17 protein-coding genes and 1 pseudogene are annotated in these 25,501 nt (G+C 66.4%); 9 read left to right on the top strand and 9 right to left on the bottom strand.

Features of this window, described 5'->3' with window-relative positions; translation table 11 throughout:
- Window positions 1-7: 7 nt before the first annotated feature.
- Window positions 8-973, bottom strand: a complete 966-nt coding sequence (gene dctP / locus JJL56_RS30255) for a TRAP transporter substrate-binding protein DctP (RefSeq protein ID WP_186453016.1) — start codon at window positions 971-973, stop codon at window positions 8-10.
- Between the two features lie 265 nt (window positions 974-1,238).
- Between dctP and JJL56_RS30250 the strand changes: the two genes are divergently transcribed.
- Window positions 1,239-2,663 carry an aminotransferase-like domain-containing protein gene (locus JJL56_RS30250; RefSeq protein ID WP_186453017.1) on the top strand — a complete coding sequence of 475 codons (1,425 nt, stop codon included), beginning with the start codon at window positions 1,239-1,241 and terminating at the stop codon, window positions 2,661-2,663.
- A 117-nt stretch (window positions 2,664-2,780) separates the two neighbouring features.
- Here JJL56_RS30250 and JJL56_RS30245 read toward each other — a convergent pair whose 3' ends face one another.
- From JJL56_RS30245 to JJL56_RS30215, 7 genes are read right to left on the bottom strand one after another with little or no spacing between them, the layout of a single operon-like run.
- Window positions 2,781-3,776, bottom strand: coding sequence for an acrylyl-CoA reductase family protein (locus JJL56_RS30245; protein WP_200487553.1), 996 nt, complete (start codon window positions 3,774-3,776; stop codon window positions 2,781-2,783).
- Between the two features lie 44 nt (window positions 3,777-3,820).
- A complete protein-coding gene (locus JJL56_RS30240; RefSeq protein ID WP_200487552.1) occupies window positions 3,821-4,588 on the bottom strand; it encodes an enoyl-CoA hydratase/isomerase family protein in 768 nt (255 codons plus the stop codon).
- Window positions 4,589-4,647: 59 nt separating this feature from the next.
- Window positions 4,648-6,273 (bottom strand): class I adenylate-forming enzyme family protein, encoded by a 1,626-nt coding sequence (locus JJL56_RS30235; protein ID WP_200487551.1) that lies wholly within the window; start codon window positions 6,271-6,273, stop codon window positions 4,648-4,650.
- 54 nt (window positions 6,274-6,327) lie between these two features.
- On the bottom strand, window positions 6,328-7,128 hold the full coding sequence (locus tag JJL56_RS30230; RefSeq protein WP_145627748.1) for an ABC transporter permease: 801 nt from the start codon (window positions 7,126-7,128) through the stop codon (window positions 6,328-6,330).
- Window positions 7,125-8,021 carry an ABC transporter permease gene (locus JJL56_RS30225; RefSeq protein ID WP_200487550.1) on the bottom strand — a complete coding sequence of 299 codons (897 nt, stop codon included), beginning with the start codon at window positions 8,019-8,021 and terminating at the stop codon, window positions 7,125-7,127. The genes JJL56_RS30230 and JJL56_RS30225 overlap by 4 nt, the downstream gene beginning before the upstream one ends.
- Complete coding sequence (locus JJL56_RS30220; RefSeq protein ID WP_200487549.1) at window positions 8,018-9,082, bottom strand: ABC transporter substrate-binding protein; 1,065 nt, start codon at window positions 9,080-9,082, stop codon at window positions 8,018-8,020. The genes JJL56_RS30225 and JJL56_RS30220 overlap by 4 nt, the downstream gene beginning before the upstream one ends.
- A gap of 22 nt (window positions 9,083-9,104) precedes the next feature.
- On the bottom strand, window positions 9,105-10,247 hold the full coding sequence (locus JJL56_RS30215; RefSeq protein WP_247891331.1) for an ABC transporter ATP-binding protein: 1,143 nt from the start codon (window positions 10,245-10,247) through the stop codon (window positions 9,105-9,107).
- 276 nt (window positions 10,248-10,523) lie between these two features.
- On the opposite strand from JJL56_RS30215, the gene JJL56_RS30210 reads away from it, so the two are divergent.
- The 7 genes from JJL56_RS30210 to JJL56_RS30180 all read left to right on the top strand — a co-directional run bounded on the left by JJL56_RS30210 (window position 10,524) and on the right by JJL56_RS30180 (window position 21,051).
- Window positions 10,524-11,129, top strand: coding sequence for a TetR/AcrR family transcriptional regulator (locus tag JJL56_RS30210; RefSeq protein ID WP_247891330.1), 606 nt, complete (start codon window positions 10,524-10,526; stop codon window positions 11,127-11,129).
- An 843-nt stretch (window positions 11,130-11,972) separates the two neighbouring features.
- A complete protein-coding gene (locus JJL56_RS30205; RefSeq protein WP_145627757.1) occupies window positions 11,973-13,442 on the top strand; it encodes an alpha/beta hydrolase in 1,470 nt (489 codons plus the stop codon).
- Window positions 13,443-13,465: 23 nt separating this feature from the next.
- The gene (locus JJL56_RS30200) at window positions 13,466-14,749 is read left to right on the top strand and encodes a patatin-like phospholipase family protein (RefSeq protein WP_145627758.1); all 1,284 of its coding nucleotides are present in this window, start codon (window positions 13,466-13,468) and stop codon (window positions 14,747-14,749) included.
- A 24-nt stretch (window positions 14,750-14,773) separates the two neighbouring features.
- The gene (locus JJL56_RS30195) at window positions 14,774-16,249 is read left to right on the top strand and encodes a GntP family permease (RefSeq protein ID WP_145627760.1); all 1,476 of its coding nucleotides are present in this window, start codon (window positions 14,774-14,776) and stop codon (window positions 16,247-16,249) included.
- 49 nt (window positions 16,250-16,298) lie between these two features.
- On the top strand, window positions 16,299-17,399 hold the full coding sequence (locus tag JJL56_RS30190; RefSeq protein ID WP_145627761.1) for an efflux RND transporter periplasmic adaptor subunit: 1,101 nt from the start codon (window positions 16,299-16,301) through the stop codon (window positions 17,397-17,399).
- Window positions 17,396-20,491, top strand: coding sequence for an efflux RND transporter permease subunit (locus JJL56_RS30185; RefSeq protein ID WP_200487546.1), 3,096 nt, complete (start codon window positions 17,396-17,398; stop codon window positions 20,489-20,491). Before JJL56_RS30190 ends, JJL56_RS30185 begins: the two co-directional genes overlap by 4 nt.
- A complete protein-coding gene (locus JJL56_RS30180) occupies window positions 20,488-21,051 on the top strand; it encodes a hypothetical protein (protein WP_200487545.1) in 564 nt (187 codons plus the stop codon). Before JJL56_RS30185 ends, JJL56_RS30180 begins: the two co-directional genes overlap by 4 nt.
- A 99-nt stretch (window positions 21,052-21,150) precedes the next feature.
- On the opposite strand, the pseudogene JJL56_RS30175 reads toward JJL56_RS30180, so the two are convergent.
- Window positions 21,151-21,294: pseudogene (locus JJL56_RS30175) on the bottom strand (IS3 family transposase); the annotation flags it as partial.
- Window positions 21,295-21,729: 435 nt separating this feature from the next.
- On the opposite strand from JJL56_RS30175, the gene JJL56_RS30170 reads away from it, so the two are divergent.
- Window positions 21,730-25,501: beta strand repeat-containing protein (locus tag JJL56_RS30170; RefSeq protein ID WP_200487544.1), on the top strand; the 3,772-nt coding region annotated here is incomplete at its 3' end.

The raw sequence follows: 25,501 nt of genomic DNA, 5'->3' as shown, positions 1-25,501 counted from the left end.
CCACCGGCTACTTCACGGCGTCGAGGATGGCGTTCATGTTGGCGACGGCCTTCGGCCCGACCTGTTCCGACATCTCCTTCCAGGTCGTGCGGGCGGCGGTGATGAAGGCCGCCTGATCGGCGTCGGAGAAGGGCTCCAGCATCTTGCCGCCGGCGTCGGTCAGCTTCTTCAGCCCGGCCTCTTCCCGCTCGCCCTTGGTGAACTCCTCGTTCGTGTAGGCCAGCACGTCGGCGGCGGCGGCGCGCAGGGCCTCCTGCTGGGTGGGCGACAGGGACTGGAAGCGCTTGGTCGAGATCAGCAGGTTGATCGGCACCCCGGCGTGCGGCTGCAGGTAGGCGGCGTAGGGCGTCACCTCCTGGAGCGAGATGGTGGTGGCGATGCTGCCCATGTAGGTGGCGCAATCGACGACGCCGGTCTGAAGGGCGACGTACATGTCGTTCTGCCCGATGATCTGCGCGGCGATGCCCAGTTTCTTGAAGGTTTCCACCTGATGGCGGCCCCACACGCGGATCTTCTTGCTCTTCAGGTCCTCCAGGCTGCGGACCGGTGTCTTGCAGAAGACGTGGACGCTGCGTTCGGGAACCTGGACGGCGCCCAGCGTGGTGATGCCCCACTTTTCGAACACCGGCTGGTAGATGGCCTGGATGGCCGGCACGGCCTTGAGCTGGTCATCCACCGCCTCGATGGAGCCCTGGACGTAGGCGACGGCCAGTTCCGGCTCGTCGCGCGCCACATATTCGGGATAGAGCGCCGACATGTCCACCGCACCCGACGGCAGGACGCGCAGGATGTCGGCGTCCTTGATGCCGAGCGACCCGCCGTGGAACACCTGGATCTTCAGATCGCCCTTGGAATGCTCCTCCACCTTCTTCGAGAAGACATTCAGATACTCGGCGACGGGGCGGCTTTCGACCCAGACCGAGTGCAGCCGGAGGGTGGTTTCCGCCGCGGCCGGCAGGGCGGACAAGGTCATGCCAGCCGCCAGAAGCGCAGTGCATGCCGATTTGCAGAGACGCATATCACCCTCCTTGATGAGCATCCGATGTGAGTGGCTGTCCTGCAGCCGTATGTAAGCCTGTCATACTGTACGCCATACAGTCAACGTCCGTATTACGAAAAATCGGACATGCCGCCATACACTTGAAGCGTCCGCACCCGGCAATGTATGGTGAGGCCCAAACGTCGACGCCCCTGCGCTCAGGCGACAGCGGGCGCGATAGGCCATCATGGGAAGGACAATGGCACTGAACAGCCGCGACCGGCGGAGCGGCATCGATGCGCGCGCTCTGGCAACGCTGAAGGCCACGATGGCCGAACTCGACCGCGACAGCCCGATCTACGTGCGCATCGCCACCGCCCTGTCGGCGCAGGTGGCCAGTGGGCAGCTGTCTCCCGGACAGCCGCTGCCGTCGCACCGCGAGTTGGCCCGCTCCCTGGACGTCAACCTGACGACCATCACCAAGGCCTTCAACCTGCTGAAGAAGCGCGGTGTGATCTCGGCGGAGGCGGGGCGCGGCACGGCGGTGCGCGGGCGCGACCTGAACCACGCCGCCCCATCCTACGACCAGCCGCGCCTGCCCCCGGCCATCGACCTGTCGGTCCACAAGCTGAGTGTGCCGGGCTATCAGGAGTTCATCGGCAGCCTGCTGCGCAAGATCGCCAGCCACCCGGACGATCTGGCGCGCCTGCAGGAGTATCATTCGGCCTTCGGCAGCAACCACAACCGCCGTCTGGCGGTGGAATGGCTGCTGTCCTGGGGAGTCGCGGCCACGCCCAACCAGGTGGCGGTGACCGCCGGCGCCCAGCACGCGATCCTGGTGGTGCTGGCCAGCGTGCTGACCGCCGGTGATTCCATTCTGGTGCCGCGACTGGTCTACCAGGGCGTGAAGGCCGCCGCACAGGTGCTGGGTCTGGGTCTGATCCCGGTCGACACGGACGAGCACGGGATGATTCCCGACAGCCTCGCCCGGCTGGTCGGCAACCCGCGGGTCAAGGCCATCTTTCTGGTGCCGACGCTGGCCAACCCGACCACCGTCACCATGCCGCTGGACCGGCGACAGGCCATCGTGGACATCGCCCGCCGCAATTCCCTGCTGATCGTCGAGGACGACCTGTTCCGGCCGCTGGCGTCGAACCGGCTGCCCAGCCTGTGGTCGCTCTATCCGGAGGGGTGTTTCCACATCTCGTCGCTGTCCAAGGTGATCGCGCCCGGCAACCGCTGCGGGTTCGTGGCTTTCCCGGAACGGTTCGGGGCGGCGATCGCCTCGGCGCTTCGTGGCAGCATCTGGATGACCGACGTCATCTCGCTCACGCTGGTGCAGAGCCTGCTGGAGCAGAAGAAGCACCTGGAATTCGTCGGCACGCTGCGCCAACAGCTGACGACGCGCCACAGTCTGGCGCTGGCCCATTTCGGTGGAGCTCTGGCGAAGAGCGATCCGGAAAGCCTGTTCCTCTGGCTGGATCTCGACTCCTCCCAAGACTCCACGGCCATCGCCGAAATGCTGTATGAGCGGGGCATCGGCGTGGTGTCGTCGGATGTCTTCATGATCGGCAAGACCAAGCCGAGCAACGGCATCCGCATCTACAAGGGCTCGGCCCGCAGCGATACCGAGTGGGACATCGCCCTCTCGCTCATCGCGACGTTGGTGCGCAAGCCGGAATAACGAGACGCTGTCGAGGAAGGGATGCCGGCCACATCGTCTCAGGGGAGCCCCGCCACGCAATCGGGAGGTTGCGCGGCGGGCGGGGCGGCAGGAAGGGCCGAAGCCTGCCGGAATCCCTCAACGGGTCACGTCGATGACGATGCGGCCGCGGATCGTCCCGGCGAGGATCTTGGTTGCCAGTTCGGGCAGCGCGTCGAAGGGCTGCACCTCGTACATCGTCTTCAGCGCGTTCCGGTCCAGGTCGCGCGCCAGCCGCGTCCAGGCGGCGTCGCGGCGGTCCGGCGGTGCCATCACGGAGTCGACGCCCAGCAGCGCCACGCCGCGCAGGATGTGCGGCAGGACCGTCCCCGGCAGATCGGAGGAGCCGGCCAAGCCGCAGGCGGCGATGGCGCCCCCCCACGCGGTCTGCGACAGCGCGTTGACCAGCGTCTGCCCGCCCACCGAGTCGACACCGCCGGCCCAGCGCTCCTTCTGCAAGGGGGCTCCCTTTTCCAGAAGGGCGGCGCGGTCGATGAAGCCGGTGGCCCCCAGGCCACGCAGATAGTCGTGCGTTTCGGGCCGGCCGGTGGAGGCCACGACCGGGTAGCCGCGCTTGGCGAGCAGTGCCACCGCGACGGAGCCGACTCCGCCGGCCGCTCCGGTGACCAACACCTCCTTGCCGCCGGGGCGGATGGCGCCCCACCGCTCCAGCGCGTCCACGCACAGCGCGGCGGTGTAGCCGGCGGTGCCGATGCCCATGGCCTCCTCGAACGAGAAGGCGTCCGGCAGGCGGGTCAGCCACTCCGCCTTCAGACGCTGAAAGCGGGTGTAACCGCCCCATTGCGTTTCCGACAGGCCCCAGCCGTTGGCGACCACCTTGTCGCCGGGCTTCCAGGCGGGGGAGCGGGATTCGACCACGGTACCGGCGAGGTCGATGCCGGCGACCATCGGCAGCTTGCGGGCGATCCTGCCCTTGCCGGAGACCGCGAGTCCGTCCTTGTAGTTGAGCGTGGAGCAGGCGACCTCGACCAGCACATCGTTGTCCGGCAGGTCAGCCAGCGTCAGCGTCGTGAAGCCGCCCTTCGGCTTGCCGCCGACGTCCTCGATGACAAAGGCTGTGAAGTTCTCGGGCACGGTGGTTCTTTCCCTTCGATAAGGACGATGTTGGATGGACACCGTCACTCGCCACCACGGAACACGGGAGCGCGCTTTTCCAGGAAGGCGCTGACGCCTTCGCGGGCGTCCGCCGCCTTTTCCAGCCGGCGGGCGACCGTCGCCTCATAGGCACCGGCGGCTTCGATCCCTTCGCGCTCCCCCAGGATCACCCCGGCCTTGATCGCGGCAACCACGGAGGGGGCGTTCCGCGCGATGGCCCGCGCCAGGACGAGCGCCTCCTTCAACGCCTCGCCCTTTCCCGCCAATTGGTTGACGAAGCCGGTCCGGTAGGCCTCGTCCGCGGGAAGGGGATTGGCCGTCAGCATCAGTTCCAAGGCGCGGGCGGACGACATCAGGCGCGGCAACCGACCGATCTGCCCACCCTCCGGGAGCATGCCCAGGCGGGCGCCCGGCGACCCGAACGTCGCGTTGACGCTTGCGACGCGCAGGTCGCAGGACAGGGCGAGGATGAGCGCCGCGGCGTAGCAGTGCCCGTTGACGGCCGCGATGACCGGCTTCCTCATGTCCCGTGGACGCAGGAACGGGGCCTCTCCCAGGTTCGTCGCCGCGTGGGCGCCGGAGGCGATTTCATTCAGATCGTGTCCGCTTGAGAAGGCGATGTCGCCGGCGCCCGTCACCACGACCACCCGCACGGCGCCGTCGCCGTCCGCGTCGTTCAGGTGGCTTAGGAAATCCGCGGCCATCGTGCCTTCGAACGCGTTGCGTTTGGGTTCGTTGGAGATGGTCAGGATGCGGATCGCGCCCTCGGTCTGGGCGGTAATCTCGGGCATGTCAGAAGTCCTCTTCGAGGCCGGTTGGCTTTTTTTCACAGGGAAACGGGGTGCAGGCGTCAGCGCCAGATCTTGTCCTGCCAGTCGTAGGCGCCGACGCGGAGGTCGGGCTTTTCCGCCAGCAGATGCTTCTTCTGCACACGCTGCGAGTCCGTGAGAGGGAAGGAGTCGCGATACTCGTAGTAGCGGGGCACCTTGAAGGCCGCGAGATGCCGCCCGCAGTGATCGGCGATGCGCTCCGGCGTGCAGGTCGAGGGATCGACCCCCGGCGCCAGCTGGATGTAGGCCTTGATTTCCTCGCCGCGATAATTGTCGGGAACCGGAACGATCGCGGCGTCCTGGATTCCGTCGAGCGTGCGCAGCACCACCTCGACCTCGCGGGCCGAAATGTTCTCGCCGCTGCGCCGCACCATGTCCTTGGTCCGGCCCAGGATGTAGTGATACCCGGAGGAATCAACGCGGGCCAGATCGCCGGTGCGGAACCAGCCCTTGCGGAACGCCTGCGCCGTCGCCTCCTCGTTTCCGAAATAGCCTTTCAGCAGGCCGCGGCCACGCACGCAAAGCTCTCCGGTCGCGCCCGTCGGCACGGGATTGCCGTCCTCGTCCGCGATCATCGCTTCCCGGAAGGGGGCGACCACCCCGCAACTGGCCGAGCCGGTCATCTCGGCGATCCGGTGCGCCGGCATGTAGGTGCCGCCGCCGATCTCGGTCATGCCGTAGAACTCCTGCCCGTACACGTCGAAGCGGCGCTGGAAGTCGGCGTGGCTTTCCGGGCCGAACGCGAAGATGGTGGCCAGCTTGAGCGCGTTGTGCGCATCCGCTGGCCGGGCCGGCTGCTTGTAGACCATTTCGAACAGCGCGCAGTAGTCGCACTCCAGTTGCGCGACATCGAGCATGAAGCGCTTGGCGCCGGGCTTGCGCGGGAAGAAGGCGCAGCCGCCGCTCACCATCGCGTTCAGCAGAATCCTCTGCCCGACCATGTAGAAGAAGCTCGATCCCACATAGAAGCGCTGCAGGTCCGTGGCGAAGAACTCGGTGGAGCTGTAGCCCAGGCAAAGCCAGTACTCGTTGGTCAGCATACAGGCCTTCGAGAAGCCGGTGGTGCCCGACGTGTACTGGAGGTTGAGGACCGCGTCCGCGGAACGGGGTGTGTGGGGCGCCCGGCGGCCCTGCGCCTCGTCCATCAGCGCCTGCCAGCGGCGATGCCGGCCCGGCGCCGCATCGCCGATGACGATGACGTTGGACGGAGGGAGCGACACCGTCTCAAGCGCGTCGAGATGCGGCAGGAACTCCGCCTCCAGGATGAGGAAGGCGGCGAGCGAGGTCTTCAGCACATACTCGACCTCGCGGGAGGTGTAGGTGGCGTTCACCGGCACCATCACCGCCTGCAGGCGGGACAACGCCAGCCACGCGATGGGAAACTCCTCCCGGTTCCAGGCCATGACCGCGACATGCACGCCGGGGCCGATGCCGAGCGCGGCGAAGGCCGCGGCGGCGGTTTCGACCTTGGCCAGCACCTCGCCCCAGCTCCGCTCCACGCCGTCGTCGATGAAGCGCCACGCCGGGGCGTCCGGATGCCGGACGGCGGTTTGCGCCAGGAGGTCGAACACCGAATCCGGAAGCGTTGCCGTTTCCAGACGGCGGGCGAGAGCATCGGGTTCTTCCGTGCGAAAATCTGCGAACATCACTCTTCCCGTAGATGAGGGTCCGGTAGATGAGGGGTGGCCCGTCGCGACCGGCTATCCCGCGCGCCGTGCGGCGCGGCGCTGGATGCGGTCGCTCAGGAAAACCGCCGCAAAGGTGGCCAGGATGAGCAGCGACGCGACCGCCGCGACAACCGGCGTCAGATCGTGGCGCATGTCGGCCCAGATCCGCATTGGCAAGGTTTCGTTGCGGCCCATGACGAACAGGGCGATGACCAGCTCGTCGAAGGAGATGAAGAAGGCGAAGACGCCGGCGGAGATGACCGCCGGGCGGATGGTCGGCAGCGTGACGTACCAGAAGGCCTCGTGCGGCCGGGCGCCCAGGACCCGGGCGGCCCTGGCGAGCGTGTCGCCGGTCTGGCGCAGCGCTCCCGACACCGTCGTCGTGACGAAGGGCAGCGCGAGGACGGCGTGCACCAGCACGATGCCGCCCATGGAGCCGTACAGGCCGAAGCGGCTGAAGACGAGGAGCGTGCCGAGGGCGAGGATGATGACCGGCACGACCTGCGGCCCCAGGAAGATCGGTCCCGCGATCCGCACCGCGCGGCCGTCGCGGCTCAGGACGAGCGCCGCCGCCGTGCCGACGACGGTCGCGAGCAGCGCGCTGGCGGTTGCGATGACCAGGCTGCGCCAGGTCGCGTCGATCCAGCCGGGCGTGGCGAAGAAGTCCTCGTACCAGTGCAGCGTGAAGCCGGTCGGCGGGAATTTGAGGTAGCGCGTCTCGCTGACCGACATCGGCACCACCAGCAGCAGCGGCAGCAACAGGTAAAGGAGGACGCCGACGAAATAGACGGGCAGGAGGTAGCGTCCGGACTGTTCCCACAGTGTTCGTTTCATCGCGTCCCTCCATGGCCGCTCAGCCGGGTCACGCGCCGGAAGAGCAGGGCGACGGCGCCCACCATCAGGAAGCCGGCGACCAGCAGCACCATCCCGAGAGCCGAACCCAGCCCCCAGTCGAGGGTGACCGTGATCTGCGTCGCGATGATGTTCGCGATCATGTTCTCCTTCGGCCCGCCGACCAGGGCCGGGGTGATGAAGAAGCCCAGGGCCAGGACGAAGGTGAGCATCCACGCGTTGATCGCGCCGCCGGCGCTCAGCGGCAGGAAGACGTGGAGGAAGCCACGCCACGGGGTGGCGCCGAGGATGCGCGACGCCAGCAGCAGGGAGCGGTTGATCGTCGTCATGCTGGAGAACATGACCAGGATGGCGACCGGCAGGAGCACCTGCACCATCGCGATGTACACGGCCCCACGGCTGTACAGCATCTGGAGCGGTGTATCGATGATCCCCGCACCAATCAGCATGGAGTTCACCAATCCCTCGCGGCCCAGGACGACGATCCAGCCGAAGGTCCGCACCAGCACGCTGACCCAAAGCGGTGTCAGAATGAGCAGGAGGAGCAACGTGCGGCGCCTCGGCGGGCAGGACGCCAGACAATAGGCGGCGGGATAGCCGGCCAGGATGCACGCGAAGGCCACGCCGGCGGCGAGTTGCAACGTTCCGAACAGGATGGTGCGGTAGGGCCCCTCGCCAAGCGCTTCCTGGTAATGCTCCGCCGTCAGTCCGGCATCGCCCTGCAGGCTCCACAGCGCGACCTCGCCCACCGGAACGAGGAAGGCCAGCAGGAACAGCAAGGCCGCCGGGGCGAGCAGCCAGAGGGAGGAGAAGGGGGCGCGCCGTCGGCGCGCCGCCCCTATCCCATCACGCGGCATGGAAACGCCGTCGCTCATTGCAGACGCCAAGTTTCCCACCGCTTCTGAATGCGCGGCAGGTTTTCGGCCCAGAACTCGGCGTTCAGCGCGAACTGCACCTCCATGTTTTCCGGGCTGGTCGGAAGTTGCCTAGCTTCCTCCGCCGACAGGATCTTGTAGATGTCGGGATTGAAGCTGGAGTAGGGCATGGCGCGGGCGATCTCGGCCAGACGCTGCGGCTCGTTCCAGCAATATTTCATGAACTGCATGGCCGCGGCGGCGTTGTTGGCCCCCTTGACGATCGAGTAGTAGCTGACGTCGAGCGAGCCGCCGTTCCAGATCAGCGCGACCGGGAGCTTGTCCTTCTGCAACTGCTGGATACGGCCGTTGAAGGCGGTCGCGTAGAAGACTTCGCCGCTGGCCAGCAACTGGACCGGCTGCTGCCCGCTCGTCCACCATACGGTGATCGCCGGCTTGATCTCGTCGAGCTTCTTGAAGGCGCGGTCCACGCCTTCCGGCGAACGGAGCACGTCATAGACCTCGGACGGCTTCACGCCGTCGGCGATCAGCGCGAATTCCAGGTTCTCCGCCGGGGAGTTGCGCAACGTGCGGGGGCCGGGGAACTGCTTGACGTCCCAGAAGTCCTTCCAGCCGGTGAAGGTCTTGCCTTCCGGCAGCTTGTCCGTGCGCACGCCGATGGTGGTGGAGTAGGCCACCGATCCGATCGCGTGGGTCTTGCGGGCGATCGGCGGCAGCTTGTTGTCGGGATCGACCACCGACCAGTCGATGGGCTCCAGCCAACCGTTCTTCTGCGACACCGGCAGTCCGGAACGCTCGGTGGGCGCGATGTCCCACAGAATGTTCCTGGTGGTCTGCTGGGCACGGATCTGGGCGAGGGAGTCTTCCGTCGCGGCCTGCGTGACGGTGATCCCCGTCTCCTTGGTGAAGGGCTGGACGCAGATGCGGTTGAGCGTCTCCGCCCAGGCGCCGCCGTAATTCGCGATCACGACCGTCTTGTCCCGGGATTGAGCCAGCGCCGCACCACCGGCGGCGCCGACGAGCGCCGCTCCGAGAGAGAGGCTCCACAGCAGCTTGTTCATAGAACGCTCCTCTATCAGCTTTTCATCGACTGGTTCTGGAAAGGTCCGGAACGAGGACGACGTCGGATGGGCGGAGAACTAGGTTCGCAGCCTCTCCGCGTTCCGGAATCCGGTCCCTGTCGCGTCTCTGTTCCCGGAAATGGATGAGCGCACCGTGATCGGTGCGGGCGCTGTATTCGATCACGTCGCCGAGGAACACGGCCTCCTGGACGGTGACCGTCACGGCGATGTCCGGCCCTTCGGCCGGGCGGCGCTGCAGCTTCTCGGGGCGGATGCTCGCGTACCAGGAGCCTGGACGGGCCGTGAATGCGTTTTCCCGATAGGTGACGCCGAGTTCGGGAATGGCCACCGATCCGGGCTGCGCCACGTCGGCGGCAAGCAGGTTGGTCTGCCCGATGAAATCGGCGACGAAGCGGCTTTGCGGCGCGTCGTACATTTCGGACGGCGTGCCGACCTGCTCGATCCGTCCGTCGCGCAACACGACGATGCGCGACGACATGGCCAGGGCCTCACGCTGATCGTGGGTCACATAGACCACGGTGCAGCCGAGCTGGTGCTGGATTTCCTTGATCTCGAACTGCAGCGCCTCGCGCAGTTTGAGGTCGAGGGCGCCCAGCGGTTCGTCCATGAGCAGGACGGGAGGTTCGAACACGATGGCCCGGGCGAAGGCGACGCGCTGCTGTTGTCCGCCGGACAGATCGCGAGGCATGCGACCGGCCAACGGGCCGAGCCGCACGATCTCCAGCACCCGTTCCACCCGCTCCTTGATCTCCCGGCGCGGCGCGCGGCGCATGCGCAGCGGGAAGGCGATGTTGTCGAACACCGACATGTGGGGGAACAGGGAATAGTTCTGGAACACCATCCCCAGATTTCGCCGCTCCGGCGGCTCGTCGATCACCGAACGCCCGTCGATGCGGATATCGCCCGAGTCGGTCGTGGAGAAGCCCGCAAGTGCATTGAGCGCGGTGGTTTTGCCGGACCCGCTCGATCCAAGGATCGTCAGGAACTCTCCCGGACGAATCGTCAAAGAGAAATCATGAAGCGCCTTTACCGATCCATAGGCCTTCCTGACGGATTGGAACTCGATCGTCGCGCCGGTGGACCTCGTTTGCAGGTTCGCCTCCCTGGTCAAGGTGCCACTTGAAGGTTTATTCACGTCCACCATCGTAGGTACCATCGGCCTGTCCAGTGATGACGCATTGTCTAAAAATGACAGTATGTATAAAAATATACCGCGTCAAGAGGGTACAGTGCGATTGTCCAACATTCATGGTCAGGACCGATTCGGTCGAAGGGTGAGGGCGCAGGGATGCGGGAGGGTGTAAGCAAACCGGGAAGCGAGCCCGAGTGCGGCGAAGGCTCCGCTCCGCTGTTCTTCGAAGAGGTGCTCGCGATGTGGAGCCGGGAACGGACGCGCCCGAAACGGGAGCGGACGCGCTACATGCTGCTCTCGATCGTCGCTCGCCACCTTCGTACGTCACCGGGAAAATTGATGACCGTCGAGGCGCTGCTTGACGAGGCCGGGCTGTCCCGTGGCACTTTCTATAATTATTTCAAAGATATGGACGAGTGTGCAGCCGTCCTGGTCAACCTGTTCTTCGAGCATGTGACGTATCGGCGGTCGGCAAGCAAGGGGCCGAGGAGCAGTTACGATGCGATCCTGGACGCCAACACGGTCTATTGCCGCGCTTACGAGGCGAACGCCGGCGTTTACAGCCTGTTCTCCGAACTCGCCACGCGTGATCCGGAGGTTCTGCGCATGCGCGAACGCATGAATTCGGAATGGGTCGATCGCATCATAGCGGTCGTCGCCCGCCGCCGCGGCCGTCCATTTTCGGAGGATGAGCGCAGCAAATTCGAAGGCGTGCTGAGATTGATGATCGCCATGACGATCGAAAGTCTTCGCGAACGATTCGTTCATGGCGACGCGCTGCTGTGCCGGTCGTTTCCCACCGCCGACAGCTTGGCAAAAGCTCTGTCTGACCAGTGGTACAAGGCGATGGAGGAGTTCGATTGTCCAACCCAGCAGGCTACAGACCCCACTTGAGAACATGTTCAAGCCAGGCGGCCTCAGGCCTACCCAGGATTTCAGCGTAATGGAACGGTTGCCCGGCTGGCGCGTCGAACGGTGACGCCGAAGGCGTGCCATGACGGGGCTGAAGGGTTGCCTGCTCCGCTTGAATCAGCAGGGACGCCTGCACCGACGTGAGTTTGGTGTCGGTCAGCGACGACAGCTTGCTGTACCGCGGCGGCTGCTGCCCAAGGTGCCGGCGCACCTCCGGGGAGCCGGCCGCTGCATCCCGCGAGGCCGTCCAACGCGCCGATGGGGTCCACAGCGCCTTCGTAGCCCATGCTTCAACTGTCCTCGATCCCTCCACGACATCCGCGGTCCGCTTCCGAAGAATGCGGCGCAGCCCAGATCGATGTCCATGAGCGCGCTGGCCTTCTCAATTATTCAGACATTAAACAGCATTGGTCAGGTAGCGGTCTGGTTCTTAATAGGCATATTTAGCCGAAATGGCTGCCGTAAATTAAGCGTAGCGCCATAACTCACAATGAACGCTCGGATTAGTCAATAATGAAGTCTTTCATCAGAAATGCCATTTGCATAAAATAAATTCTCCGGATCGCGTTCCGGTGTGGCTTTTTACGTTAACATTCCTATGCGAATGCTTGCGATGATCGAGGCTTCTGGCAGTGCACGCAAGTCTCTCAAGACGGGCATCGCCATGGGCATGTTCCGGCTCGCCTCGGTTCCCATGATTCTGGGCGCCTTCGAATTGGTTGTCCCGATTTGCGGTGGCTACTCGATTTGCAGTGGCTAAGAGAAGCCTCCAAACTCGAAAGTCATATCTTCATGAAACTATGGGCACGGAAAGTCGCAAGGAGAATGATCACGCTGCTCGCCGTAAGCGCCGTCGTTCTGCTTGTTGTGCGCGCCTACGACTCGCAACGTGGCCTGCCACTCGAGATCTGGCACACCTTCGTGCCGAAGGAACTGCACAGTGAGGATCTCGACACCGGCGGCTGGACCGAATACATGAAGGCAGAGGCTGCCATCTTCGACAGTGTGCGGGCGGAAGTCACCCAGAAATTGCCCCCTGGGGAACGCATTCCGGTCAACCGGTATTTCGATGGAAGCCCGATTTATCCCGGGCGGTTCTCCCAGGATTGGAATCGCTCCTATGTGCTTGAGCCTGATGGTCCCGTCAAAGGAGTGGTGCTGTTCCTTCACGGTTTGACCGACTCACCGTACAGCCTTCGTCACATCGCCCGACTCTATCAAGCCTACGGCTTCGTCGCCATCGCCATCCGATTGCCCGGACACGGAACGGTTCCCGCGGGTCTGGCGGACATCGTGTGGGAGGATTGGTTGGCGGCCACCCGGCTGGCCGCGCGGGAAGCGCAGCGGCGCATCGCTCCGGACCAACCGTTCCACGTGGTCGGGTTTTCGAACGGCGGCGCGCTTGCGATGATGTATGCGCTCGACGCCCACGACGATACCCGGCTGAAGCGCCCCGACCGCATCATTCTGATCTCGCCGATGATCGGGATCACCGCATTCGCGCGCTTCGCCGGGTTGGCCGGCCTGCCCGCGATCTTCCCCCCATTCGCGAAAGCCGCCTGGCTCGGCGTGGTGCCGGAATTCAACCCTTTCAAGTACAACTCGTTTCCGGTCAATGGCGCGCGGCAGTCGCATCTGCTGACATCGGCTCTTCAGAGCCGAATCGCAAACCTTGCGGGCAATGGCCGGTTGGACGGCCTTCCGCCGATCCTCACCTTCCAGTCCGTGATGGATTTCACCGTCAGCACGCGCGCGATCCTGTCCGGATTGTACGCTCACCTGCCCGCCAACGGCAGCGAACTCGTGCTGTTCGACGTGAACCGCAACACCAAATTCGGCCCGCTCCTGAGTTCGGCGTCCGACACCATGCTGGCGCGCATCCTGCCCGATCCGCCCCGCCGGTTCAGAACCACGATCATCACCAACGCCGATGCGGAGCGCCCCGACGTGGTCGCGCGCATGACGGAGGCCGGTGCGGAGACGGAACGGGTGCAGGAATTGGGGCTGGTCTATCCCCCCGACGTCTATTCGCTCTCGCACGTCGCCCTTCCGTTTCCGACGACCGATTCCCTGTACGGCCTGCACCCCGATCCCAACGAGGATTTCGGCATCCACCTGGGCGCGGTGGCCGCCCGGGGAGAGCGTGGAGCGCTGATCGTCAGCATGGATGCCCTGCTCCGCATGTCGTCCAACCCCTTCTTCCCCTACCTGCTGGGGCGGATCGAGGAAACCCTGGCGCATGAAGCGTCCGGGGAAACGTCCGGACACCTGCTGCCCAACGACCGGTCCCCCTAGACACGCTGGAAGGCGGTGAAGACATGGCCACCAAGAAGGTCGCGATCGCTTGCCAGGGTGGAGGAACGCACGCCGCGTTCACCTGGGGCGTCCTGAAAACCATCCTGACGACGAAGCAGCGCTGGGACGAGACCCCGCGGGACGGCGACACCTTCGACATCGTCGCGATCAGCGGCACATCGGCGGGTGCGCTGTGTGCGTTGGCGGCGTGGTACGGCCTCGCCCCGAACACTGCCGACACGGCGTGCGGCACCATCGGCAAGGCCGTCGAGCGCCTGGACTTTCTGTGGACGACCTTCGCCGCGACCAACCCGGTTGAGACCGCCCACAACCATCTGGTCGCCACCCTTATGGAGTGGAAATCGCAGGGACTGCCGTTGCCGGCGTCCAACCCCTATTCCGCCGTCGGTCAACTTGGACTGGCCGGCCTCAACATGATGGGAGCCCGCTGGCAGTATCTTGGATTCCCGGAGCTGCTGAAGGACCTGTGTCCGGATTTCGACGCGATCGATTGGCCGCGGGTGGCCGAAGCCGACATCCGGATTCTCGCCGGCGCCATCGAGGTGCTCAGCGGCAACTTCGAGGTGTTCGATTCCAACAAGACCCTCGAACAGATGGGCCTGCGGCCGGACGGCCGGGAGATCAGCCAGTACGACATCACCCGCTGGCGCATGCGCCGGGCGATCTCGCTCGACGGCGTGGCGGCGTCGGGGACGCTTCCGGAGGTCATGCCCGCACAGGTGATCCCCGGCATGGTGTTTCCGACCTGCGTGCCGGGCCGGACCGTCACCCGCAACGGCTATTATTGGGATGGCCTGTATTCGCGCAATCCGCCGGTGCGCGACCTTCTCGACGCCCGGGTGAAGGACGAGAAGCCGGACGAGGTCTGGATCGTGCGCATCAACCCCCAGGAGTTCCATCCCGCCTCCCCGAACATCGGCCTCGAGGACATCCGGGACCGGGAAAACGATCTGGCCGGCAATCTGTCGCTCAACCAGGAACTGGACGCCATCATGACGATCAACCAGTGGATCGAGCGGTATGGGAACGAGCGTCCGCCGCTGGACACCCATAAGATCGTCGCGGTCCGGACCATCAAGATGACCCGCGACACCGCCTGGGGCCTCAAGCACACCTCGAAGTTCAACCGCTGCCCGGACTACTTCGCGGCGCTTCGCGAGGAAGGGCGGGCGGTCACGGAGCGGTGGCTGGCGGACTGGCGGAGGCTCGGCAAGGACTTTCCGCGCTATCCCTACGACGCGCGCTACCCCGAGCCGTCCCAGCCGCCTTCGCACGGAGCCCCCTAAGCAGGCCCCCACGGAGCCACCGACATGATCGATCTCACCTTCGTCCTCGTCGCGCTCGCGCTGCTCATCTTCCTGGCCTATCGCGGCATGACCCTGCTGATCGCGGCGCCGGCGGCCGCTCTGCTTGCCGCCCTGCTGACCGGCGGCCTGCCGATCCTCGGCGCCTACACCCAGATCTTCATGACCAACGCCGGCTCCTTCATCATCGCCTTCTTTCCCCTGTTCATGCTTGGGGCGATCTTCGGCAAGCTGATGGACGACACCGGATCGGCGCGATCCCTCGCCCGGCTGGTCAGCGCCCGGCTGGGGCCGGACCGCGCGGTCGTGTCGGTGGTGCTGTGCTGCGCCGTCCTGACCTACGGCGGCGTTTCGGCCTTCGTGGTCGCCTTCGCGATCTACCCGGTGGCCGCCGCCCTGTTCCGCGACGCCGACATCCCGAAGCGGCTGATACCGGGCGCCCTCGCGCTGGGCGCCTTCACCTTCACCATGTCGGCCCTGCCGGGAACGCCGGCGATCCAGAACGCGATCCCGATGCCCTTCCTGGGCACCACGGCCTTCGCCGCGCCGGGTCTCGGGATCGTTACAGGGATCGTGATGTTCGTTTTGGGTGTCCTGTGGCTGGACCGCCGGGCCGCCACCGCGAAAGCCTCCGGCGAGGGGTACGGCGACCATGTCGACAGCACTCCGGTGCTGGACCGCGCGGCGCGCGAACGCGCGCAGTGCGAAGGGTTCGACATCGCCGAACTCTCCACCGATCCCGCCCGGCAAGGACGCGCCGACACGGAGGACTTGCCCCCCGCCGCGCTGGCGGTGCTGCCGATCGTCGTGGTCATCGCCAGCAACTTCCTGTTCGTCCAGGTCGTCGCTCCCCGGATGGACACCGCCTTCCTCGCCGAGCCGCGGTTCGGCGCCACAACCATCGAGGCCGTGCGCGGCGTATGGGCGGTCATCGTGGCGCTGTTCCTCGCCATCCTTCTTCTGATCGCCGGCAACTGGAACCGCCTGGGCGATCTGCGCACGAGCCTGGACAAGGGGGCCGACGCTTCGGTCCTGCCGATCTTCAGCACGGCGAGCCTCGTCGGCTTCGGCGCGGTGATCGCCGCCCTTCCGGTCTTCGGGATGATCAGCCAAGCCGTCGTTGCCATCGGCGGCGGCAACCCGCTGGTGTCGGTCGCGGCGTCCGTGGCGGTCCTCTCCGCGATGACCGGCTCGGCGTCCGGCGGCATGAGCATCGCGCTTGACGCGCTTGGCCCGACCTTCGTGGACATGGCGCAGGCGTCCGGCTTTTCGCTCGACGTGATGCATCGGGTGACGGCGGTCGCCTCGGGTGCGCTCGACGCGCTGCCGCACAACGGCGCCGTCATCACGCTGCTCACCGTCTGCAGGCTCAACCATCGCGACTCCTATGGCGACGTCTTCGTCGTCGCAGCCGCCATACCGATGCTCGCTCTGGTCGTCCTGATCGTTCTGGCCAGCCTGCTCAAGCGCCTCGGAATCTAGGGCGAACGTCACATCGGGATCGCCGGACGCCGCAAAAATGGGGGAATCCGTGAACCACAGACGAGCCGAACGCGCACGCCGCCGATGGGCTCTGCTCGCCGTCGCACCGTCGATCCTGCTCGCGGCTTGCGGTTCCGGCGAGGAACCCGTCGCGGACCCGGTCCGCCCCGTGCGGGTGGTGACGGTCGTGAAGCACGAGGGCGGCGAAACCCTGTCGTTGACCGGCCAGATCCAGGCGCAGGACGAGGTCAGCCTCGCGTTCCGCATCGACGGGCGGATGGTCGAACGTCTGGTGAATGTCGGCGATCAGGTCGAAGCGGGGCAACCCATCGCGCGCCTGGACCCCGAACCCGCCCGCAACGCCCTGAGAACGGCGCAGGCGAACCTGAACGCCGCCATGGGACAGCAGACGCTGGCACGCAACGACTACGAACGGCAGGAAACCCTCCTGGGCCAGGGCTGGACCACCCGCGCCCGCTACGACACCGCGGCGCAGGCGCTGAAGGCCGCGGCGGCGCAGGTCGATTCGGCGCAGGCGCAGTTCGACACCGCGCAGGATCATTTGGGCTACACGGAGCTGGTGGCCGACGGCGCCGGCACGGTCACCGCCCGCGGCGCCGAACCCGGCGAGGTGGTGGCGGCCGGTCGCATGATCGTGCATCTGGCCCGCCGGGACGGGCGCGACGCCGTTTTCGACGTTCCGGCACCGGTGTTCCGGATCGCCCCCGCCAACTCGGTCGTCACCGTGGCTCTGACCTCCGACCCCGCGGTGCAGGCCATGGGGCGCGTGCGCGAAGTGGCACCGCAGGCCGATCCGGTGACCCGCACCTTCACCGTCCGGGTCGGCCTTCAGGACCCGCCCGACGCGATGCGCCTCGGCTCGACGGTCAACGGGTCGATCCAGGTCGGCGGCGTGGGCGGTTTCGAGATTCCCGCAACGGCCCTGACGCAGGCGAACCGGCAGCCGGCGGTCTGGATCGTGGATCAGGCGACGAGCACCGTCGCGTTGCGCAACATCGACCTCGAGCGCTACGACCTCGCCCGCGTCATCGTCGCGCGTGGCCTTGAAGCCGACGAGATCGTGGTCACCGCGGGCGTGCAGGCGTTGCGGCCGGGGCAGAAGGTCCGCATGCTCGGGGCCGGGCCATGAGCGGCTTCAATCTCTCCGCGTGGGCGATCCGGAACCGGTCCCTGGTCCTCTTCCTGATGATCGGAGTCGTCCTGGCTGGAACCCTCGCGTTCCTGAAGCTCGGCCGGGCGGAGGACCCGGCCTTCACCATCCGCACCATGGTGGTGCAGGCGCAGTGGCCGGGCGCCACCCTGGACGAAACGCTGCAGCAGGTGACCGAGCGGATCGAACGGACGCTGCAGGAGGTGCCGAACCTCGACACGCTGCGCAGCTACACGGTTCCCGGAACGACCGTGATCTTCGTCGATCTGATCGGCAGCACCCATGGCCGCGCGGTGAGCGACACTTGGTACGAGGTGCGCAAGAGGGTCGGCGACATGCGCCACACCCTTCCGCAGGGCGTCCTCGGCCCCGGCTTCAACGATGACTTCGGCGACACCTTCGGCATCATCTACGGCTTCACCGCCGACGGGTTCACGCACCGCGAATTGCGCGACGCCGTCGAAGACGTCCGTTCACGCCTGCTGCTGATCCCGGATGTCTCGAAGATCGAGCTTCTGGGCGAGCAGGACGAGCGCGTTTACGTGGACTTCTCGCTGGAGACGCTGGCCGGGCTGGGGGTCGAGCCCGGCGCCCTGATCGCCGCCTTGCAGGCGCAGAACGCGGTGCGCCCGGCCGGCGTGCTGCGCACCGGCAAGGAAGCGCTGTCCCTGCAGGTCTCGGGCGCCTTCGCGTCGGAGCAGGACATCCTCGACGTCAATTTCGTGGCCGGGGGACGCATGCTGCGCCTGCGCGATCTGGCCGAGGTGCGCCGCGATCTGGCCGATCCGCCCCAGCCGCTGTTCCGTGTGAACGGCGAACCGGCGATCGGGCTCGCCATCGCGATGCGTCCGGGCGGCGACATCCTCGCCCTCGGCCGGAACGTCTCGGCGGCGATGGCGCGCATCGGCGCCGGCCTGCCGATGGGGATCGAGGCGCATCTGGTGGCCGATCAGGCGCGCACGGTCGACGAGGCGATCTCCGACTTCATCACGTCGCTGTGGCAGGCCGTCGTCATCGTGCTGATCGTCAGCTTCGTCGCTCTCGGTCTGCGCGCGGGCGCCATCGTCGCGATCACGATTCCCTTGACGCTGGCCATCGTTTTCGCCGCGATGGATCTGCTCGGCATCGACCTCCAGCGCATCTCGCTGGGCGCGCTGATCATCGCGCTCGCCCTGCTGGTGGACGACGCCATGACCACCATCGACGCGATGACCCGGCGGCTTGCCGCCGGCGACCGGATGGAGGTCGCCGCCGTGTATCCCTACAAGGCCCTGGCCGTCGCGATGCTGTCCGGCACGCTGGTGACCATCGCGGGTTTCGTACCGATCGGTTTCGCGCAGAGTTCGGCCGGCGAATACACCTTCTCCATCTTCGCCGTCGTGGGCATCGCGCTGATCGCGTCGTGGCTCGTCGCGACCGTCTTCGCGCCCGTCCTGGGCATGATGCTGCTGCGGCCGCCCAAGCCGGGGCGGGGCGGAGAGCCCGGCGTCGTGCTGCGGCTGTACCGCCGCGTTCTGGGCGCGGCGATCCGGTTCCGCGGGCTGACGATCGCGACGACGCTCGGCCTGTTCGTCGCCGCGATCCTGGCGCTCGGTCTCGTTCCGCGGCAGTTCTTTCCACCGTCGGACCGGGTCGAGCTTCTGGTCGATCTCCGCCTGCCGCAGAACGCCTCGATCCACGCCACGCGCGAGGCGGTCGAGCGGTTCGACGCGCTGCTGGCCAAAGAGACGGGGGTCGCGCGCTGGAGCAGCTATGCCGGGCGCGGCGCGATCCGCTTCTACCTGCCGCTGAACGTCCAGCTCGCCAACCCCTTCATCGGCCAGACGGTGGTCGTGACCACGGACATCGCGGCGCGCGAACGGCTGCAATCCCGCCTGGAAACTCTGCTGGCCGAGGAGTTCCCGGACGCCGTCGCCCGCGTGTACCCGCTGGAACTCGGACCACCCGTGGGGTGGCCGCTGCAGTACCGCGTCGTGGGGCCGGACCCGAGCGAGGTGCGCGAGATCGCGATGAAGCTCGCGCAGGTCGTCGCGACCTTTCCCGAGACGCGACGGATCAACTTCGACTGGATGGAAACCGCCCGCAAATTGCGGGTGCGGATCGACCAGGACGAAGCGCGGCGCCTGGGCCTGAGTTCGGCCGCCGTCGCCTCCATGCTGAACGCCGCCGTCTCGGGAAGCGTCGTCACGCCGATCCGCGACGGGATCTATCTGATCGACGTTCTGGCACGGGATGCCCGCGGGCAGACCCTGTCGGTGGAAACGCTGCGCAGCCTGCCGGTGTCCCTGCCGAACGGACGGAGCGTTCCGCTGAACCAACTGGCGTCCTTCGGCTACACCCAGGATCTTCCGCTGGTCTGGCGGCGCGGGCGTCAGCCGACCCTGACGCTGCAGGCGGACGTGGCGCCCGGCGTTCCACCGGAATCCGCCATCGAAGCCCTGGCGCCCCGGATTGCCGACCTGTCGGCCACCCTGCCGCTGGAATACCGCATCGAGGTCGGCGGAATCGCGGAGGAAAGTGCCAAAAGCCGCGCGTCGGTCTTCGCCGTCATTCCATTGATGCTGCTCCTGGTGCTGACCGTGCTGATGGTCCAACTCCGGAGCTTCCAGCGCTTGGCGATCGTGCTGAGCGTGGTGCCGCTCGGTCTGATCGGCGTCGTGCTGGCGTTGCTGGCGTCCGGCCAGCCGCTCGGCTTCGTCGCCATCCTCGGGGTCCTCGCGCTCGTCGGCATGATCGCGAAGAACGCGGTGATCCTGATCGAGCAGATCGAGGCGGAACGGGCCGCGGGACGAGCCGTCCCGGACGCCGTGGTCGAAGCCTGCGGTTCCCGGTTCCGCCCGATCATGCTGACCGCCGCCTCCACCGTGCTCGGCCTCATCCCCATTGCCTTCACCGTGTTCTGGGGTGCGATGGCCTTCGCGATCATGGGCGGTCTCCTCGTCGCGTCGCTGCTGACGCTCGTTTTCCTTCCGACGCTCTACGTGGCGTGGTTCGGCGGCCGTGAGACGGCGCGCAGGCCAACTCCGGTGCCGCCCTCGGCGATGCGGCCGCCGCGGGATGTTCGGTCTTGAACGCGGAGATGGCGATGCCGGTGGAAAAGAAGAGCGACGCCATCGACGTCAGGCTCAGCCACCTGTCGCAACTGTTCGACAGCGTCGATCCGTCGCCGTTCCGCGAAGGCCGTCTGACGGCGGGGGCCGAGGAGTATTTCCTGCGGCGGGTGAAGGAACAGCCTGGGAACCAGCCGGTTCGCATCGTCATCCATCTTCCGGCCAAGGAGATGACGCGGTGTCCGACGTTCGATGTCTCCGCCGCGTTGACCGGCCATTTCGCCGCCTGTGCTGCCGGCGAGGCGAAAAGGAATCGCGAGTCGATCCGAACGTGGCGCCAAGCGGCCTTGATCGGCTTCGTGGTGCTGTCCATCTGCCTTTTCCTTGCTTGGCAGATCTCCAACAATTTTCCGGCTCGCCCGCTGACCCGGATTTTGCAGGAGAGCTTCGTCATCCTTGGTTGGGTCTCGGTCTGGAGGCCCATCGAGACCTTTCTTTACGAACTGCTGCCGCCCGACAAACGCCGCCGCCAGCACCTGCTGCACCGACTTTCGTCTGCCGAAGTCGTTGTGTGCGATTAATTTCAGCGTTGCCGCTGACCAATCATGCAGCAGCTCACCCTCACCAGTCCTGGCGAAAGGTAAACCGCACCGGGTTTTCTGGAGGCCATTTGTGTTGAATCACGCCGCCGTGGCGACGTCCCCGGTTTGGGTTTGGTAGCGGGCGTCGGCCTCGGCGGGAGGGCTGTTTCCGATAGGTTCGAGTAGGCGCCGGTGGTTGAACCGGTCGTCCCATTCCAGTGTGGCGAACTCGACGGCCTCCCTCATACGGCATCCGTGCACACGTTCGCGATCACCGGCGCGGTTCGAAAGCCCGCTCCGAGGCCAGCCAGGGCCTTGGACGGGACCGGCTGTTTGGCTGGCGCGCCAGCAGGATCGTTCGGCCCTGGGTCCGTCCGGGAGGGCGATTCTCCACCTTTCTGAAAACCTTTGGTTTCAAGTTCAATCGGACAGTGTTACTTTGCGGTGTGAGGTATCCTGACGCTGCCGGTATGCGCGCGTTTTCGCGGTGGCCAAGAAACCAGCGGAGAAACAGGACTTATGCGCTCGCACTCCAGCATTTCTAAACAGTAACGTGTTCCTGATGCTTCTATATACCAATAATTAGCTCTTGCCCGTGCATTGATCCATCAGGGACCGGTGTCCGTGCCGGCCGCGTGGCGTGAGGGCTGAATGACTGTGGCGAATCCAACCTTCACTATGATCGGGACCAACAGCTTCGGCCTCTCCGACATCGGAAGCGAGGCCGCCCCGGTGCTGGCGGACCTGGATGGCGACGGCGATCTCGACCTCCTGGTCGGCAACGCGGCCGGCAACACGCTCTTCTTCCGGAACACCGGGACGACGCTGTCGCCGACCTTCACGCTGGACAGCACCAATCCCTTCGGGATCACAAACGTCAGCGCGGGCGGCGCGCTTCCCGGTCTGGTGGACATCGACGGCGACGGCGATCTCGACCTGTTCATCGGCAACCACGCCGGCACCACCCTGTTCTTCCGCAACAATGGGACCTCGCCGCAGGCGCCGACCTTTTCTCTGGAAGGCACCGGCCTGTTCGGCATCCAGAACGCCGGCAGTTACGGGGCGCCGAACTTCGCCGATCTGGACGGCGACGACGACCTCGACCTGCTGATCGGCAGTGCGGACGGGAACATCCTCCTTTACCGCAACAACGGCTCGACGCTGGCGCCGACCTTTTCTCTGGAAGGCACCAATCCCTTCGGTCTGCCCGGCGACACCGACGGCTATTCGGCGCCCGCTCTGGCGGACATCAACGGGGACGGCCTCGTCGACCTCATCACCAAAAGCACCGTCTACGTCAACGTCGGCACGGCGGCGGCGCCGACCTTTTCGCTGTTCGCCACGAATCCCTATGGGAATGCCGGACCCGGGGCGTATCCGCGGCCGTCCCTCGGCGATCTGGACGGCGACGGCGACCGCGATCTGGTGATTGGCGTCGACGGCGGCGAACTGGAGTATTTCCGCAACGTTTCCCCCGTGTCCGTGACCCTCGGCGATGGCGGCAACACGATCGCGCTGTCGCAGATCAACACGCTGACCGGCGGCACCGGCACCGACGTGGTGACGCTGGTCGACATCGGGGCGACCTTCCTGGTCACAGGGATCGAGACGCTGACCGGCAGCACCGCCACCGACCTGGTGACGCTGGGCGGCAGCGGCAACACGCTGCTGGTGAGCCGGATCGAGACGCTGGCCGGCGGCTCCGGCACCGACGCGGTGACGCTGGGCTCCTTCGGAAACACGATGCTGGTCGGCGGCGTCGAGACGCTGACCGGCGGCATCGGCACCGACGTGGTGATCCTGGGCTCCCTCGGGAACACCCTGCTGGTAGAGGGCGTCGAGACGCTGACCGGCGGCATCGGCACCGACGTGGTGACGCTGGGCAACAGCGCGGGCAACACGCTGACGGTGTTCCGGCTGGAGACGCTGACCGGCGGCATCGGCACCGACGCGGTGACGTTCGCCAGCGGCGGCAACACGCTGCTGGCGGAAGGCATCGAAACGATGACCGGCGCCGTCGGCGTCGATTCGGTGACGCTGGGCAACAGCGGCAACACGGTGTCGGTCCGGTTGGTGGAGAGCCTCATCGGCGGCTCCGGCACCGACATCGTGACGCTCGGCACTGGCGGCAACGCGCTGACGGTCCGGTTCCTGGAGAGCATCGTCGGCGGCTCCGGGTCCGACACCGTGACGCTGGGTACCGGCGGCAACACCGTGTGGGTGACCGGCGTCGAATCGCTGGTGGGCGGTTCCGGCAGCGACGTGGTGCGGTTGGACAGCGACGGCAACACGCTGACGGTCCGGCTTGTGGAGACGCTGATCGGCGGTTCCGGTCTCGACATGGTGACGCTGGGTACCGGCGGCAACACCGTGTGGATGACCGGCGTCGAATCCCTGGTGGGCGGTTCCGGCAGCGACGTGGTGCGGTTGGACAGCGACGGCAACACGCTGACGGTCCGGCTTGTGGAGACGCTGATCGGCGGCTCAGGCACCGACGTTGTGACGCTCGGCACCGGCGGAAACACACTGAGGGTGAGCGGCATCGAGACGGTGACTGGCGGTTCCGGCACCGACGTTGTGACGCTGCTCACCGGTGGGAGCACGTTGACGGTGTCCCTTCTGGAATCGTTGATCGGCGGTTCCGGCACCGACGTCGTGGCGCTCAGCAGTACCGGCAACACCATGCTGGTGTCCGCTCTGGAAACGTTGACCGGTGGTTCCGGCACCGACGTGGTGGCGATCAGCGCCAGCGGCATGACCGCTCTGGTGAGCGGCATCGAAACGATCAACGGCGGCAGCGGCCTCGACATCGTGACGCTGGGCGACAGCGCGGGCAACACGCTGACGGTGTCGCGGCTGGAGACGGTGACCGGCGGTTCCGGCACCGACGTGCTGACGTTTGGCGGGACCTTCGGCAACACCATGCTGGTGAACCTCGTCGAGACGCTGACCGGCGGCGGCGCGACCGACATCGTGACGCTGGGCAGCGGCGGCAACACCATCGAGGTGTCGCGGGTCGAGACGTTGTTCGGCGGTTCCGGCACTGATGCGGTGACGCTGGGCAGCGGCGGCAACACGCTGCTGGTCCGGCTGCTGGAGACGCTGACCGGCGGTTCCGGCACCGACGTGCTGACGCTGGGCACCGGCAGCAACATGATGACGGTGAGCGGCGTCGAAACGATCAACGGCGGCAGCGGCCTCGACATCGTGACGCTGGGCGACAGCGCGGGCAACACGCTCACCGTGTGGCGGATCGAGACGCTGATCGGCACGTCCGGCACCGACGTGGTGACCCTGGGCAGCGCCGGCGCCACGCTGCTGGTGGACGGGGTCGAGACGGTGATCGGCGGCATCGGCACCGACCTCGTGAAACTGGGCAGCAACGGCAACACGCTGCTGGTGAGTGGTGTCGAGACGCTGGTCGGGGGCGCAGGCACTGACGTGGTGACGCTGGGGAGCAGCGGCAACACGCTGCTGGTGAGCGGCGTCGAAACGCTGACCGGCGGCACCGGCACCGACATGGTCACGCTCGGCAGCGATGGCAACACCCTGACGGCGACGCTGGTCGAGACGCTGATCGGCGGAACCGGTACGGACGTGGTGATCTTCACCCCGGCCGGCAACCAGGGGACGCTCTTCGTTTCCGGTGTTGAAACCGTCTACACACCGTTCCAGACATTGGCGCTCAACGGCACCGACACGCTGATCGTTCTCCCGGCCAGCCCGTCCACCCCGGTGCTCAGCCCGGCATCGGACAGCGGAGCGGTCGGTGACGCGGTGACGAACGCGTCGCAGCCCATGCTGACGGGGACTGCCGATGCCGGCAGCGTCGTGCATCTGTATGGAAATGGTGTCGACATCGGGACGGGAACGGCCGACGGCTCAGGCGCCTGGACTGTGGCCCCCGGCACGACGCTTGCCGACGGGACCTGGACGTTGACGGCCAAGGTGATCGTATCCGGCGTCGAGAGCGGGGAGTCGGGCTCCCTCCTGGTGACCATCGACACAAGCGCTTCATCGCCGACCGGGCTGGCGCTCGACGTGGGGTCGAACAGCGGCTCGCCCTCCGACACGCTGACCAACGTGACGGCACCGGTGATCACCGGGACGGTGGCCGAGGCGGGCGTGGTCGTGCTGTACGAGGGCGCGACCGCCCTGGGCACGGTGACCGCTTCGGCGGCGGGCGCGTGGAGCATTACGGCGGCTTCGCTGAGCGACGGCGCACACACGCTGACGGCCACGGTGACCGATGCGGCGGGCAACAGCTCGTCCGCATCCACCGCGCTCACTGTGACCATCGACACGGGGGCTAACGCTCCTTCCGGCTTGGTGCTCGACGTGGGATCGAACAGCGGGTCCACGGCGGACACGCTGACCAACGTGGCAGCGCCGGTGATCACCGGGACGGTGGGCGAGGCGGGCGTGGTCGTGCTGTACGAGGGCGCGACCG

Origin of the sequence: Azospirillum aestuarii (assembly GCF_016632405.1) — a bacterium.
Taxonomy (GTDB): Bacteria; Pseudomonadota; Alphaproteobacteria; order Azospirillales; family Azospirillaceae; genus Azospirillum; species Azospirillum aestuarii.
This window is presented reverse-complemented; position numbering and strand designations above follow the sequence as displayed.